Annotated in this window: 14 protein-coding genes; 5 read left to right on the top strand and 9 right to left on the bottom strand. The window is 36.0% G+C overall.

Going from position 1 to position 14,057, the window contains the following annotated elements; all coding sequences use genetic code 11:
* The gene (locus HYB91_RS10675; RefSeq protein WP_002676784.1) at positions 1-1,014 is read right to left on the bottom strand and encodes a tetratricopeptide repeat protein; all 1,014 of its coding nucleotides are present in this window, start codon (positions 1,012-1,014) and stop codon (positions 1-3) included.
* Positions 1,015-1,203: 189 nt separating this feature from the next.
* Here HYB91_RS10675 and rbr point away from each other — a divergent pair, with 189 nt between their 5' ends.
* Positions 1,204-1,779 carry a rubrerythrin gene (rbr, locus tag HYB91_RS10670; RefSeq protein WP_002672707.1) on the top strand — a complete coding sequence of 192 codons (576 nt, stop codon included), beginning with the start codon at positions 1,204-1,206 and terminating at the stop codon, positions 1,777-1,779.
* Between the two features lie 23 nt (positions 1,780-1,802).
* Here the strand turns inward: rbr and HYB91_RS10665 are convergent, their stop codons facing one another.
* The 5 genes from HYB91_RS10665 to tgt all read right to left on the bottom strand — a co-directional run bounded on the left by HYB91_RS10665 (position 1,803) and on the right by tgt (position 8,462).
* Complete coding sequence (locus HYB91_RS10665) at positions 1,803-3,506, bottom strand: RecQ family ATP-dependent DNA helicase (protein ID WP_002676785.1); 1,704 nt, start codon at positions 3,504-3,506, stop codon at positions 1,803-1,805.
* A 62-nt stretch (positions 3,507-3,568) separates the two neighbouring features.
* Positions 3,569-4,819, bottom strand: a complete 1,251-nt coding sequence (locus tag HYB91_RS10660; RefSeq protein ID WP_002676787.1) for an ATP-binding protein — start codon at positions 4,817-4,819, stop codon at positions 3,569-3,571.
* A 154-nt stretch (positions 4,820-4,973) separates the two neighbouring features.
* Entirely contained in the window at positions 4,974-5,783 is an 810-nt protein-coding gene (locus tag HYB91_RS10655) for a DNA repair protein RecO (protein ID WP_002676788.1), read from the bottom strand.
* A gap of 2 nt (positions 5,784-5,785) precedes the next feature.
* Positions 5,786-7,255: a HEAT repeat domain-containing protein gene (locus HYB91_RS10650; protein WP_002676790.1), complete on the bottom strand. Its 1,470-nt coding sequence runs from the start codon at positions 7,253-7,255 to the stop codon at positions 5,786-5,788.
* 67 nt (positions 7,256-7,322) lie between these two features.
* Positions 7,323-8,462 (bottom strand): tRNA guanosine(34) transglycosylase Tgt, encoded by a 1,140-nt coding sequence (tgt, locus tag HYB91_RS10645; RefSeq protein ID WP_002676791.1) that lies wholly within the window; start codon positions 8,460-8,462, stop codon positions 7,323-7,325.
* Positions 8,463-8,696: 234 nt separating this feature from the next.
* Here tgt and HYB91_RS10640 point away from each other — a divergent pair, with 234 nt between their 5' ends.
* The gene (locus tag HYB91_RS10640; protein ID WP_002676793.1) at positions 8,697-8,936 is read left to right on the top strand and encodes a DUF6364 family protein; all 240 of its coding nucleotides are present in this window, start codon (positions 8,697-8,699) and stop codon (positions 8,934-8,936) included.
* 340 nt (positions 8,937-9,276) lie between these two features.
* On the opposite strand, the gene HYB91_RS10635 is transcribed toward HYB91_RS10640, so the two are convergent.
* Positions 9,277-9,996 (bottom strand): DUF2715 domain-containing protein, encoded by a 720-nt coding sequence (locus tag HYB91_RS10635; protein ID WP_002676794.1) that lies wholly within the window; start codon positions 9,994-9,996, stop codon positions 9,277-9,279.
* A gap of 171 nt (positions 9,997-10,167) precedes the next feature.
* Here HYB91_RS10635 and HYB91_RS10630 point away from each other — a divergent pair, with 171 nt between their 5' ends.
* Positions 10,168-10,449, top strand: coding sequence for a helix-turn-helix domain-containing protein (locus tag HYB91_RS10630; protein ID WP_002676795.1), 282 nt, complete (start codon positions 10,168-10,170; stop codon positions 10,447-10,449).
* A 67-nt stretch (positions 10,450-10,516) separates the two neighbouring features.
* Here the strand turns inward: HYB91_RS10630 and HYB91_RS10625 are convergent, their stop codons facing one another.
* Positions 10,517-10,927: a hypothetical protein gene (locus HYB91_RS10625; protein ID WP_002676798.1), complete on the bottom strand. Its 411-nt coding sequence runs from the start codon at positions 10,925-10,927 to the stop codon at positions 10,517-10,519.
* 43 nt (positions 10,928-10,970) lie between these two features.
* Complete coding sequence (locus tag HYB91_RS10620) at positions 10,971-12,005, bottom strand: NADase-type glycan-binding domain-containing protein (RefSeq protein WP_002676799.1); 1,035 nt, start codon at positions 12,003-12,005, stop codon at positions 10,971-10,973.
* A gap of 257 nt (positions 12,006-12,262) precedes the next feature.
* Here HYB91_RS10620 and HYB91_RS10615 point away from each other — a divergent pair, with 257 nt between their 5' ends.
* Positions 12,263-13,243 (top strand): hypothetical protein, encoded by a 981-nt coding sequence (locus tag HYB91_RS10615; protein WP_002676800.1) that lies wholly within the window; start codon positions 12,263-12,265, stop codon positions 13,241-13,243.
* Positions 13,244-13,296: 53 nt separating this feature from the next.
* Positions 13,297-14,022, top strand: a complete 726-nt coding sequence (locus HYB91_RS10610) for a gamma-glutamyl-gamma-aminobutyrate hydrolase family protein (protein ID WP_002676802.1) — start codon at positions 13,297-13,299, stop codon at positions 14,020-14,022.
* Positions 14,023-14,057 lie beyond the last annotated feature (35 nt).

Here is a 14,057-nt window from a genome sequence, read left to right as displayed (position 1 = left end):
TTATTTTTCTCCCATTTCAGCTAGAGCTTCGTATGCTTGTTTTTTGTATTCGATGGCATCTTGTTTTTCTGTATTTTGGCTTTCTAAAGCAAATTTAATAGCCATATCAAAGTCTTCTATTGCCTTTTTATATTCTTTGAGATCAAAATAAATTTTTCCTCGAATATTGTATAGAGAGGCATTTTGGGGATACATTCTTATCCCGGTATTACAGTCTTCTACAGCTTCTTTATACTGGCCTCGAAATGAAAATAAGAGGCCTCGTATTCCATATAATATACCTATCCATGAAGGCTTCATTTTTATCATCTTATTGACAATTTCAAATGCTTCATTATGTTTCTTTGTTTCTATATATATAAAAAGGAGCCCATTGTATGGCCATATATCATTAGGATCCAATTTAGTAGCGATTTTAAAGTCGTTTATTGCATCATCAGTTCTTTCAAAATGTTCATGCAATCTCCCTCGTAAATTGTATAGTTTTGCAGATTTCTGATTTAATTTAATTGCGGTATTTATATCCTCAAAAGCTTTTTCATATTCATTGATTTGTTCATAAGCAGTGCTTCTGGCTTCGTAATATTCATAAGCCTTATCATTTAAGTTTATCGCAGTATTTAAGTTTTCAATAGCTTTATTATAGTTGCCGTCATCATTAAGCAATAGGCCTTTAAAATAATAAGCTTTATCTTCTTTCGGACGAAGCTCAATTACCTTATCAAAATCGGCTAGAGCTTTTTCGTGTTCATTTACGTCATAATACATCTCTCCTCGGTTTAGATAGGCTTCGGCATAAGCAGGATTTGCTTTAATGGAATTTGTATAATAAGCTATGGCTCTCGGTATATCTTTTTTTTCTTTTGCAGTGTTCCCTGCAATGTTAAAATACTCGGCTTGACTGTAGCTTTGTTTTTTACTTGTATCGGTTGTATCGCTATTTGTTGTTTTACAGCCGTAGATTAAGATTAATAAAAATATGATTGTGATAAAAAAGTTATTTTTAGATTTCATCTTTTAAGCCTCCTTTTAAGAATATTATAATAGACAAAGTTTGTGTTGTCAATTATTTTTCTTGCCCTCTTTTACTCTTTTAAAAATAGAGTTATACTAAAATATAGGCTTTTGTTTTTAAAAAATGAGTTTTTACTCTGTGCCCCTTTTTAAGAACATTAGTCAATTTTATACTAATAGGAGAAGAGTATGCAATCATTAAAAGGAACAAAGACCGAACAGAATATCCTTTCGGCTTTTATCGGAGAGTCTCAGGCTCGTAATAAGTACACATTTTGGGCAAGCACAGCCGAAAAAGAGGGCTTTGTGCAAATCGCAAGGATTTTTATTGAAACGGCAGAGCAGGAAAGGGAACATGCAAAACGCCTCTTTAACTTTTTAGAAGGCGGAGAGGTTACCGTTTCGGCTACGGCTCCTGCAGGTGTGGTAGGTACAACTTTAGAAAATCTAAGGCAGGCTGCCGCCGGCGAAAATCATGAATGGCAGCACATGTATCCGGAGTTTGCTAAAACTGCAAGGGAAGAAGGTTTTCCTTTAATCGCTGCCGTTATGGAGAGCATCGCTGTTGCCGAAAAATACCATGCAGAAAGGTATGAGGCCTTTATCAAAAGGCTCGAAGAGAATTCTATGTGGGTACAAGAAAGTCCGACAACATGGAAGTGCTTAAACTGCGGCTTTATCGTGGTTAGCAAAAACGCTCCCGAAAAATGTCCTGCCTGTGCTCATCCTAAAGCTTACTTTGCCCGTTTAGAAGAAAGTTTTTAAACTTATCAAATTTTAAACTTAATCTAAACACTAAGCTTATCCTTCCAAAGAGGGGTTTTCAGTTTTTTGATAAGCCCCTCTTCAAGCAGCTCAGCACTTAGACGCTTTACGTCCCCTGCTTCCCAAAATGTTTTCTTTGAAGAAAAAAAATCGATTGCTTCATTTTGAGTAAAAATTCTTTTATTTGCTTTTATAAGTTTTATGAAAAGCTTTTCGTCCTCGGGATATTGAACCGCCGTTTTATTACAAATATCGCAGCCCGAACAGGCTATTACTTCTTCATCAGGATTGGAAGCTTCTGCCCTTGTTTCACCGAGGGCCTTTAATAGAACCGCCCTGCGGCACTTTCCGCTTTCGGCAAAGTCTTTAAGAACACCGGCCCTAAGACGCTGTTTTTCGGGCAAAAGCTCTATCCTTTTTTTATCGGCAGGCGACCATAGCAGAACTGCTTCGGCAATGCTCCCGTCACGCCCGCCCCTTCCGGCTTCTTGAATATAGGCTTCGGCAGTAGGAGAAGGATCCATGTGAATTACAGTTTTAACATCCTTCTTATCGACACCCATTCCCCAAGCACATGTACATATCAGTATACCGCTTTTATGTTCATGGAACCATTTTTCTGTTTCGGCTTTTTCTTCTCTTTCGAGGCCTGCATGATAAAATCTTATATTTTCGTCATTTAAGCGGAGACGCAAAAATGAAGCTGTCTGTTCCGTTCCCTTTCGGCTGGAACAAAAAATAACCATAGGTCTTTTTCTTTTTTGAACTTCTTCCAGAAGAGCTGGATTTTTTACCCTGCAATGCTTTACAAAATAAATTATATTTGTTCTATCCGATTCGCCTCGAACCAAATGAGCCCTGCCCTCAAAAAGAATTTCGGCTATACGCTGTAAAACCGGAGGACTCGCCGTTGCCGTGAAAGCTGAAACGGCGAATGGATGAAGCTTTTTGATTATGTTTGTAAGCTCAAGATAGGCCGGCCTAAAACTGTCTCCCCATTCGGTAACGCAGTGTGCTTCGTCTATTGCCAAGTGAACCACATTGCATGCAGCAATCCTATCTATAAGAGTTCCGCCTGAAAGAACTTCGGGATTTGCAATTATGAGCTTTGCAGGAGGCTTGCCGTCGCTCCCTTCCATGCGTGCAAGCTGGGACTCTCTTTCTTCTTTAGTTTGCCCTCCCTTAAAGATGACAGGCTCAAGACCTCCCTCCGCCATTCGCCTAAACTGATCGCTCATAAGGGCTAGAAGTGGATAGATGATTACTGTAGGCCCGTCCAGCAGAAGGGCCGGAACTTGAAAGCACAAAGATTTTCCGGCTCCTGTGGGAAGGAGAATAATTTGCCTGCCCCGCATAATTCCGTCCTCATCATAAAGTGAAGTTATTTTTTCTTCTTCGGTGTTTGAGTTAATTTTTTGAAGCAATTTTGTTTTTGCATCTTTGTCCGAATCTTCCTCATCTTTATTTTTAAGTTCGGTTTGTTCGGCTTCAATGCGGGCTTCCACTGCATGAACCGCATCTAAGATATTGGCAATTGCAAGCCTCTGCCACGGATAGAGCGACGGAATACCGAAAACGTTTTTTGCACAAACAGCAACGGCATCTTCGGTTTTTTCCAAACTGTATTCGGGGTTGTCGGTCTCGCAGACAAAAGGACAATAAAGGTCATCCGGCGTATCATCCCATCGGTACAGCTCATCGTTTTCTTTTAAATTTTGATTTTTCATTTTCACCTCTCAATATTATTGTACGAGATAGATGAAAGAAATAGTAATTTTTTAAAAAGAAATTATACATAATATTTTATGCCTCTGCCACTTCCTTCTTTTTGAACATAGTTTTTTTCAAGCAAAGAACCGATAAGTCTTACAACCTTATTCTTTCCAAAGCCGCTTTTTAAAACCAGTTCACTGCTGGATAATCGTATTCCTTTTGACAAAATTTCCAGAATAATCATTTCATCCGAATTTACTTCTTTTTTTCGGTCGACAACGGGAAGAGTTACACCAATATTGTTTTCTGAAATATCAAAAATCGGCTTTACCTCATATTCTTCATAGCAGTCCATGATACGCTTGATACCTGTTCCAAACATTTCTATTAGCTGTAATCTAAAAAAAACATTGGCGATAATCGGGTTCCGCAATCTGGAGATATAGCCCTTCAAATATTCTTCCTTGCTGATACCTGAGGGTAATCCACCGGGGGAGTAAATTTCTATTCTATCGGGGTACATAGCAATACGAATATGCGCCGGAATATCCCAAACCCTATGAACGATTGCATTAGCAAGAGTTTCTCGGAAAGCTTCTATCGGTATGCGTTCAATTAGAATCCGCTCCATTCCTTCAATTTTTTCATATTGATAATATTTTTCAAAAAATAAAATTGCCTGATTATATTCCTCTAAGATTGATTTATTTGTCAAAATATCTCTATCTAAAATTTCGCTGATTGAGGTTCCGAACCGAACCATATCAATACCGGAGAAGTTATTTTTATCTGCAAATAATGCAGCAGCATGATTAAACTCTCCTTTTTTCGTATAAAAGCCGAGAGTTTTTAGGACATCGGTACTTAAGCTTTCCAGTTTTAATTTTTGTTGAATAATCCGAAAAAAGGACTCAAAGGTCAAATTTTGTGTAGGGGACGGCAGTTCCTCAAAGGACATGTTGTCTCCCATTAAAATCAGCCGTTTTAATTCAATTTGATCTACTTCTACGGTAGCCGTATCGCTTCGCCTGTATGCTTTTCCCTTATATAAATAGGGTTTAAATGCTCCGTCTTTTACTTCTAATGTGATTACACCGGTTTTGCGGTTAATGGAAAAAGAAAAGTCAGGCTTTGGCTGAATACTGTCATTGATTTTATTTTCAATATCCAAACACATCTTATCAGGGTTTTGAATTCCTTTTATAGAACCGTCGTCTTTAATTCCAAACAATATTTTTCCGGTACCGAAGTTGGCAAAAGCCGAAACCGTTTTTAAAAAGCCGGAACTAAGGTCTTCTTTAAATTCCGTAAATCTATTTTCTTTCATCGTTAATACCCCTAATTTTGTTTAGTGTACCTTTAATTATTATACCATATAACAAACGTAAATGCAACGTATTTTTTTACGTTTCATTTACGTTTGAAACGTATTTTTCTTTCGTTTGATTTGCGTTTGCAAAATGAGTTTAAAATTGCCTGAATTACAACAAAAAATTACAGGATTCGAGGGTTTTAAAATTTGAACCTGCGGCGAGCCTTATAAGATAGAATAAAAAATCTTTTAACTCGGCATAGGCTTGATCCGAGAGGTTTAATTCTCTTGAAATTTTAGGGATAAGATTTTGAACTGCAAAGAGGTATAAAAGGCTTTCGCCTGAAAGGGGAAAGGCCGGTTCGTGTTTATCAAGGCAGGAACTGCAAACGCAAGAATCCTCATGCGGAACGAAAAAAAAGTTTTTTTCAACATAAGAAAAGGCCGAAACGCTTTTATTAAGGTAATCCGTTTCCGGCATTTTACTTGAAACCCTTATTCCGCAGCGGCAGCAATGTTCCATATCCGGGGCAAGACCCGATAAAGAGATTACCCGCCACAAAAAACGGAGCAGGGCTTTTCTACATTCGTTTTCGGAAGAAACGGCAATTCCCGTTAAAAAGGAATTTATGATTTGCCAATCGATGTTTCCTTTAAGCTTTACGGCTAATTCGGCGGCAAAGGCGGCACACCAAATACGGGTCAGGTTATCGCTTAGGCCTATGCGGTAGTCGCTTACCTTAAAGTCGCTTATCTTGTTTGAATTTTTTATGGGGTTGGAATAAATCCAAACCTCTCCTGTGTGATAAGGAATTACCATGCTTCGCAGTTTGCTTTTAGGTCCGCCGAAGACGGCTGCATCTACCAGCTTGCAGGAGTGTTCCGTATCGGGTAAGAGGAGGAGGGCGTTTCTGTGCCCCTCCCCGAATGTCTTCAATGAAAGAACAAGGGCTTCGGAAGACCAAGAGCGGTTTGCCATTTTTATTTAGTGCCCGTTTGATTGTTTTGAGAGCCGTTTGTATTACCGGATTGTAATAGGTCTTTAGCCCTTCGGCTTAAAGCTCCGTTTTTTTCATCTTCTGCAATTAAAGAAACAAGAGACACCAGCTCGGGATATCTATTCCGTTTGAACATATCAAGCCCTATACTTTTGAAAATGGCATCCTTATGGTTTAGATAGGCCTCGGCTATCGGAGCCGTTCCTCTGTTTTCAACTTTTGAAATAACCTTGCCCAGTTCTGCGGAAAATTTATTTTGCTTCTTGTCCGAAATAGCTTTTAACGCAGCCTTCTTTACATCATCGAAAATTACATTAAAATTATTCTTTAAAAGGCTTTCGGCGATTTTTAAGCGGATAGATAAGCCTGTCCTTTCTTCATTAAAAGAATCTATGAGCCATTCGTTTGCTTCCGCATTGTTAAAATGTGAGAGGGCTTCAATGGCGGCCAGTTTTACAACATTTTCAGGATCTTTTTTTGCACGGTATAAAATAAACGGAACGGCATCTTCTGCTTTTTCTTCTTTTGCAGACTGAACGGCTTGCAGTCTTACTTTATAATAGGAATCCTTAAAGGCTTGCATTAAAATATTTTTAGCTTTAGCATCCTTAAAGCCTGCAATTCCTTTTATCGCAGCTGTTCTTAAAACCGGATCCTTATCTTCAAAAAGTTCCGACAAAACCGGAACAGCATCTTCGCTGCCTATTTTTCCAAGAGCTGAAGCAGCACTGCCTCTTATGATAGAATTTTCATCGGAATCTTCAGCGACTCTAATTAAAAAATCACTGATTTCAGGAGTATGTAAATCTTCCAATGCAAACATTATGTTTTGTTTTATTATCAGTGATTTTTTTTCGTCATCTGAGGCCTCGGAGTCAAAAAGCTCTGTAAGAAAAACGGCATCTTCCGGTTTTCCTATCTTTCCTATTGCCGAAATACAAAGGTCCCTGTACTCGCTTTCTTCATCTTTTAAGATTTGCCTTAAAAAATCTATACCTTCATATATCTCAAGGTCCCGTATGTAGGAGATCGCTGAACGGACAGTTTCTTGGGGGGCGTCATCTTTATTTTCCAAGAGCATGAGGGCATCGGCCTTTAAGCAATCATTCTTTTTTTCGGCAAAGTAAGCAAATAAGGCTTCTCTGATTGCAGGAATCTTGGTTTCGGCAAATATTTTCTGCAAATCGGTATCAAAGCGGTCATCTTCATCGGCTTTTAGTCTTTTTATAAGCTCCAAGATATCGTCGCCGATGCCGTAAAGAATTGTGTCTCTTTTTTCTTCAAATTCCGAAACTTCTTTTTTCTTTTTTTCATCAGCTTGAGCTGCCTGATTTTCTGAAGGAGGCTGGGCGGTTTCTTGGGCTCCAAGTTGAACTGCTAAGCTTAAAATAAATAAGAGGCTCAGTACGCCGATTTTTAAAAAAAAGTTTAATTCTTTTCTTAGGGTTTTCATAAATTATCCTCCGTGATACAAGTTTTTGCCTTGCAAAACAGTAAAGGTTTTAAGACTTACACAATACTCAGTCTAAACGATTTTCATATTTCTTTAAAAAGTTTTTATAATAATCGTTAAAAGAATCGTTTTGAATGGCCTCTCTTATATCTTGTACCATACTATATAAAAAAGCCAAGTTATGATAAGTTGCAAGCATTGAGTATAAAATTTCTTTTGTTCTAAATAAATGTCGCAAATAGGCCCTTGTATATTGTCGGCAAACCTTGCACTTGCATTGAGAATCGATCGGGTTAAAGTCGAACTCGTATTCTTTCCGCTTAATTGAAATAGCTCCTTCATGGGTAAAAAGATTTCCATTCCGGGCATTTCGGGAAGGCAGTACACAATCAAAAATATCGACTCCGTTTTTTACGGCTTCGAGGATGTAGTCGGGGGTTCCTATTCCCATTACATAGAGGGGCTTATTTTTCGGGATGTGCTTTGCAGTAAAACTCAAATATTCTTGATAGAGGTCTTTAGGTTCTCCTATGGAAAGGCCGCCTATGGCAATTCCCCTAGGCTCATGCTTTAAGATAGCTTCAAGGCTTTGAAGTCTTAGGTCTTCAAAAAAACCGCCTTGCACGATAGGAAAGAGGGCTCCGTCATATTCATCGGGGGTATTGTGCCAAGCTGCAAATGCCCTGTCAAGCCAGTTCATAGTTATTTTAAGGTCGGCAAGGGTTTGGGTTTTGCTTATCCCAAAAGAAGAGCAGATGTCCAGCTGCATTTGAATGTCGCTGTTAAAACCCGTCTGCAATTCTACCGCAATTTCAGGGCTTAAAAATTGACGGCTTCCGTCTATGTGGCTTTGAAATTTTACACCCTCTTCGGTAATTTTTCTTAATTGTGAAAGCGAAAAAACTTGAAAGCCCCCTGAATCGGTTAAAAAGTTTTTTTTCCAGCCTGAAAAGCCGTGTAAGCCTCCTGCGGCTTTTATAACTTCAATTCCCGGCCGCAAAAAAAGATGGTATGTATTGGCCAAAATAATTTCAAAACCTATTTCGTCTAAGTCATCCTTTGTCATCGCCTTTACGGTAGCCGCCGTTCCCACAGGCATAAAGGCCGGAGTAAACACCTTTCCGTGAGGCAGCTCCAAAACTCCCGTCCTTGCAGGAGAAGTCGCATCTTGATGTAAAAGCGTAAAAATTTCTTTTTTTTCTTTCATTAAATCTTCAATCCTTTAACCGCTTGAAAGTTTATCACAAAGACGGGAAAAAATCAATTAAAGGGGAAAGTTGCCGGCAGGGACAGCTGGGGTTCGGTATTTAACCGCAACGAGGTTTGTCCGTATATCGGTTGCGAACCTATGTTAGACTTATTATCGCTCAGAAGTAAAAATAATGATGTTATCACTATATCATTTATAGATTTTATGATATAATATCAGAGAGGTGACTAAATGAAAACTGAATTGATTTTAAAAATAGATAAAAATATTGCTGAATCGATGAGACATTATGCGGTCAAAAATAAAAAAAGTATGTCAAAATTTGTTGAAGATCTTTTTAATAATTCAATGGGTATAACTCAAAGGATAGGAGAAATATCTCCGCTTGTCAAAGAATTGAGCGGCATTATAAAAGAGCAGGATTTAGAAAATATAAGTTATATGAGTTATTTGGAAAAAAAATATTATTAACACGAAATATAAAAGATTATAAAGAAAGGGAAATAATAGTACAAACACCTGAAGAATTTATAAGCGATAATAAAAAAATTAAGGTCTAACACCCGCTTCAACCTGACATTGCGAACAGCTGGGGTTCGGTATTTAACCGCAGGGGACGCAAAGAAGGCAGAGGATTTTTGAGATGCGAAAAACTGTCGGATTGGTTTTGTATACCTGTATAAATTAAAATACGTCCGGCAAAGCAAAATCATAAACATCTATTATATCGACACCATAATTATATCGACACCATAATATTGACAAGCGTCTGCATACATTACAGAACTTTTGTGTATGCAGACGCTTGATGTTAAAGTTTAAATGTAGGACCTATCTTAAATGTAAAAACATTAACAAATGCAGGCGTTTCGGGGCCGTAACCCGTACCTAAATATGGTAAAGGCGACTTATCGTTATACCACTGCCATCCGCTGCAAAAACTATTCAAAAAACTGACATTTATGCCAATTTTATCAGTGAAATAATAACTTGCGCTAAAATATAATGGAATTCCAAAATTAGCCGTTTTTAAGGAAACATTAATATTTGGTACTGTAATACCTGATGCCGATATTTCTTTTATCGTATTTACTCCACCGCCAAGAGTTAATCCGGAAGCAAAAGTTAAATATAAATTGGGAACACCCTTATATGTGTATCCAAATAAAAAATTTCCTTGTGCAACAGCACCTCCGCCGATTTTAGCTTTGGCTTTGAAGTTCAAGACCTCCGTATCCCTTACAAATTCTTTGTAATTTGCATTAACATTCCCGATAAACAAAGCATCAACTGAAAACAAAAAGGTGAAACCTTTTTCCTTTACTGTGCCGAGTAATATTCCGAAATTCATTGGCGTCCATGACAGTGAGCTCTTCTCTTTATGTGAGAGACCTCCTATGTATACGGTTGGAGGGAATACATCTGTAGAGAATACATTCGAAGCTCCTAATGTAGGGCTGATTACGAATTCTGCAAAACTATTTACAGAAATAAACAACATACAGAAAAAAACAATAATCATTTTTTTCATAGTCTAAACCTTCCTTTTTGCAATACCTTTTTACATTGCAATTATTTTTTTGTTGAAAATGTTAAATTGGTTCTGTACACCTGTTTTCAAACAAGTCAATCTAACTATATTTATGATAATATCATACTATATTTCATTGTGTCAATACTATATTTAGTTAAAATATTATGAATGAGTGTGTTTCTAAGAGAACAACAAAATCTTGTTATCAATAGACTTCGTAAAGAAAGAGAAAAAGCAGGTTTATCCCAGTTGGAATTGGCTTTGCGGGCGGATATTTCCCAAAATATGATAAATTATATTGAAACGGGTAAAAGGACTCCCAGCCTTGATACTCTTTTAAAAATTTGTCATGCTCTGAATATAAATCCGGCTGTTCTTTTTTCCGATAAGGAAGAAGAAAAGGAAAAAGCAAAAAAGCAAGTTCTTGATATGATACAAAGATGGATGTAGGCTTTTATTTAAATTAGTCCGTCTAAATTCCCAACAAGTTTTTCTAAGCGATTACCAGGAGGGATTCTTAAATTTTAAATACCTCGATATTTGGAAAATCTTTTACATCATAATACGGTTCTTCATTTTCCCATAATTGATGAAATCTTACTATAATGTGGTCGTTAAAATCACAATCCAAATAGACATAAAAATTTTTATTTGGAAAACTTGTTTTTAAATTTTCAATTAAATTTTTCGTAATTAATTTTGCAGAAGTTATGGCTATATGTTGAGCTCGTTTTTTAACTTTACCGCAAATATGAATATGATTTTCATATGCCTCTAATTGTGTTTTATCGGATACTTTATCCAATGAATTTATCATTGAATCTTGAGTTTTTAAAAAAATATATTCATTATTTTCAGAATCCATTGCTGTATAAAATTTTGGGAAGAGAATATCTTGTAATTCGATAATAGTCTTAAAACAATTCATATCTTTTTATAAAGCCTCGCATCCCAGCTTTGAAGGTCGCTTACTATTTAATTTGTATTTCTGCAATACAAGTATCGGAATAACGGTTTCCTTTATATAATTCTACAGTTTGAATATAGATGTCGGAAGAAAGCGGAATACCAAAAAATACGAAGTCTTTTGAATGCACATCTTTTAACTCAAAAATCTTATCATTAATATACATTTCTCTTATACGGTTATTACTTTCATATAAATTAGGACTTTTTACAAACCCATTTATTATGCCGACTCGTTTTATTTTTTTATCACTAAATATTGAAATAGTAATTTCATTATCTTCGGTATTTTCTACATAAGCTGTTTCAGGATTTTTATCGAACGCATTTTGAATTGTATACATAAACGGACATTTTTCATCAATCAATGTTCTTCCACAACTTACAGATTTATAGTCTTTCAATTCTACTTGCACTATACTACCTGCCTTACTATAGTTTTTTTCTATTGTTTTAAGAATATCCGACAATTTATAAAAATATGCTTTTCCATCTCCCGACACTTCAACAGTTGATTCGGAATCGCTTTCCCCATCATCATAGGACTCGGTTTTGTCTTTTGTTTTATGTATTATAATTTCAAAATCGTCATCCTCTTGAATGACAGAATAATTTGAATATATATTTTCTTCAGCAACGTGAATCGTTTCCTCTATCAAATGTGCTTCATGTAAATAAGAAGAACCCAGGACATAAAGTTTGTTTTTGTATGCAAGACAAAAAATCTGCAAATAGTTAAAAACAAAAGTTCCATACGAGTGATTATCGGTAAATAAAAACCTATAAAAAACAAATGAATTATGGACTTCCTTATAAATACCATGTTCTACCAAAGAAGCGTCTGAAAAAATATGAAATTTATTTGCAAAAGCAAGCACCTCCGAATAGGAATCTTTTATTATAGATTCCCTTTCTTTTGAGATTTTTTGAATTGCCTGATAGTTTTCACCAAAAAAGATTCTTCGCTCGTCATAACTTTGTGAAAATAAATTCATACACAAAAATCCAATCAATAAGATTGATACACAATTCTTTTTCATTTTTCCCTCTTCCGGCAATAGTTTGTTTTTCTCCTAAAATGTCTATATTTCAAACAAGCAGTTCACCGAGCTGTTCATATAACTATATTTATATCATGCTATTTTTCTTGTGTCAACATTATATTTAATTAAAATATAATGAAATTTTACTCAATGAGCCTTTTACAGCCTCCATTGAATAAGATATAATTTTGTGTTATACTCAATCTGGTTAAAATAAAGTGATTTAATCGGCCGATATGGAAACGAGGAATGATATGTGGAATTTTTTTACTAATATTAAAGAAAAGTTTTCAGGTATAAACAAAAATTATTCTGAAAAGGTTTTAAATTCATATACTGCTAAATTGGTTCAAGTGCTGCAATCTATTGATAATCATATAGAGTATGAAATTGAGCTTGCAAATAATGTAGGTTTAAAGCAGGATATATTGGATAAATATGATCCTGTTAAATACATCATTGAACTTGATACTCAAATATTGAAGAAAATCAAAAATTCGGAAAAAACTTTCTACGGTTTTTACAAAAAAGCAATTTTTTTGGATTTATCCGGATTTAAACATGTAAATGAAAAAATATACAGTGAACTTTTGTATAGAATGTTCGAAATGTCGGCAAGTAATAAAAACATGGATGTAAATAAATTTATAAGAGAATTCTATGCCTATTGCAACAAGAATTACTTTGCCTATGCCGGAGAAGAAATTATTAATCGGTTAAAAAAATATCTACAGCTGGCTGAACCCTATATAATAAAAACAAAATATGAAGATAACATACAAGAAGATTTTAGAAGTAATTCCGGTCAGCAAGAAAATACAGACTTTTTTGCCGAAACAAAAGAAGACGCTTACGGCGTTAAATTGATTATAGACCTGCTGTTTCAATATAATATAGAAGATATGAAATCATTAAATAAAATGCTAAAAAAAGCAGGCTGCTTCCATTTTCTTGTATGGATTATTCTTCCTATTGTCGCAGCGGTTATTTTAAGTTGCTGTCTAGTATCCACTAATGTTATTGGTGCAGATGACTCGTTTATAATTATTATTGTAGGTGCAATAATTGCCGTAATCAACCTGATCTTATTTATCTACAGGGCCGCAAAAATAAAATATCTTAAAAAATCTATCATGAAAATTGCAATTGCTGCAAAGATAGGCGAAAATTATATCTATTCTTCTTTAAAGGACCGATACGGGAAAAAAATAAAAAAGCTTTTAAAGTGGAAGTAATACAAATACAACAGGATTTTTTAATCCTTTAAAAACTATTACAGGAGTTTATTATGAAAAAACCGCTTATAGGAATTACAGGCAGCTGCCTCTATGAAACCTCACAAAGTCTTTTTGCAGGTTATGAAAGAATGTACACCAATGCCGACTATGTGAATTCGGTGCTGGCTGCGGGAGGAGTTCCCCTTATGCTCCCTATAATTGATGACGAAGATGCTATTCAAAGACAGCTTGAAAATCTTTCAGGCATTATCATTATGGGCGGGTATGATGTCGAGCCTCATTTTTTTAATGAGGAGCCGCTTTCCTGTCTTGGAGAAATTCTTCCTAAGAGGGATGTTTACGAACTGAGCCTTATCAAAGCTGCTAAGGCTTTAAAAAAGCCTGTTTTGGGGATATGCAGGGGAATGCAGATTTTAAATGTTGCCTTCGGCGGCTCACTTTATCAAGATCTTTCACTCATAAAAAGAGATATTCAAATACAGCATGTTCAAAAAGCCCGCCCGCAGGAACGCACTCATTCTATCAAGACCGAAGCTGCTTCAATTATGCAAAAAGTTTTCGGCAAGGAAGATATGGTTAATTCTTATCATCACATGGCTGTAAAAGACCTTGCAAAGGATTTTAAGATTACGGCCTATGCTCCTGATGGCATAGTTGAAGCTATCGAGTATACGGGAGAAGGTTTTATAATGGGTGTTCAGTTTCATCCCGAAATGACGGCGGCCGTACATAAGGCGTCATTGGATCTGTTTAAAGAATTTATAAATCGTTGTTAGCTGATTCCGGCTGTTTAATCTATCTATCATATTTC

Origin of the sequence: Treponema sp. B152 (assembly GCF_024181665.1) — a bacterium.
Lineage (GTDB): Bacteria > Spirochaetota > Spirochaetia > Treponematales > Treponemataceae > Treponema_B > Treponema_B denticola.
Note: the sequence above shows the minus strand (reverse complement) of the source record. Positions and strands in the feature narration are given on the sequence as shown.

What these genes read in the sequence shown, in the direction of transcription:
- HYB91_RS10675 (WP_002676784.1), bottom strand. Translation starts at nt 1,014, where the DNA reads ATGAAATCTAAAAATAACTTTTTTATCACAATCATATTTTTATTAATC.
- rbr (WP_002672707.1), top strand. Translation starts at nt 1,204, where the DNA reads ATGCAATCATTAAAAGGAACAAAGACCGAACAGAATATCCTTTCGGCT.
- HYB91_RS10665 (WP_002676785.1), bottom strand. Translation starts at nt 3,506, where the DNA reads ATGAAAAATCAAAATTTAAAAGAAAACGATGAGCTGTACCGATGGGAT.
- HYB91_RS10660 (WP_002676787.1), bottom strand. Translation starts at nt 4,819, where the DNA reads ATGAAAGAAAATAGATTTACGGAATTTAAAGAAGACCTTAGTTCCGGC.
- HYB91_RS10655 (WP_002676788.1), bottom strand. Translation starts at nt 5,783, where the DNA reads ATGGCAAACCGCTCTTGGTCTTCCGAAGCCCTTGTTCTTTCATTGAAG.
- HYB91_RS10650 (WP_002676790.1), bottom strand. Translation starts at nt 7,255, where the DNA reads ATGAAAACCCTAAGAAAAGAATTAAACTTTTTTTTAAAAATCGGCGTA.
- tgt (WP_002676791.1), bottom strand. Translation starts at nt 8,462, where the DNA reads ATGAAAGAAAAAAAAGAAATTTTTACGCTTTTACATCAAGATGCGACT.
- HYB91_RS10640 (WP_002676793.1), top strand. Translation starts at nt 8,697, where the DNA reads ATGAAAACTGAATTGATTTTAAAAATAGATAAAAATATTGCTGAATCG.
- HYB91_RS10635 (WP_002676794.1), bottom strand. Translation starts at nt 9,996, where the DNA reads ATGAAAAAAATGATTATTGTTTTTTTCTGTATGTTGTTTATTTCTGTA.
- HYB91_RS10630 (WP_002676795.1), top strand. Translation starts at nt 10,168, where the DNA reads ATGAGTGTGTTTCTAAGAGAACAACAAAATCTTGTTATCAATAGACTT.
- HYB91_RS10625 (WP_002676798.1), bottom strand. Translation starts at nt 10,927, where the DNA reads ATGAATTGTTTTAAGACTATTATCGAATTACAAGATATTCTCTTCCCA.
- HYB91_RS10620 (WP_002676799.1), bottom strand. Translation starts at nt 12,005, where the DNA reads ATGAAAAAGAATTGTGTATCAATCTTATTGATTGGATTTTTGTGTATG.
- HYB91_RS10615 (WP_002676800.1), top strand. Translation starts at nt 12,263, where the DNA reads ATGTGGAATTTTTTTACTAATATTAAAGAAAAGTTTTCAGGTATAAAC.
- HYB91_RS10610 (WP_002676802.1), top strand. Translation starts at nt 13,297, where the DNA reads ATGAAAAAACCGCTTATAGGAATTACAGGCAGCTGCCTCTATGAAACC.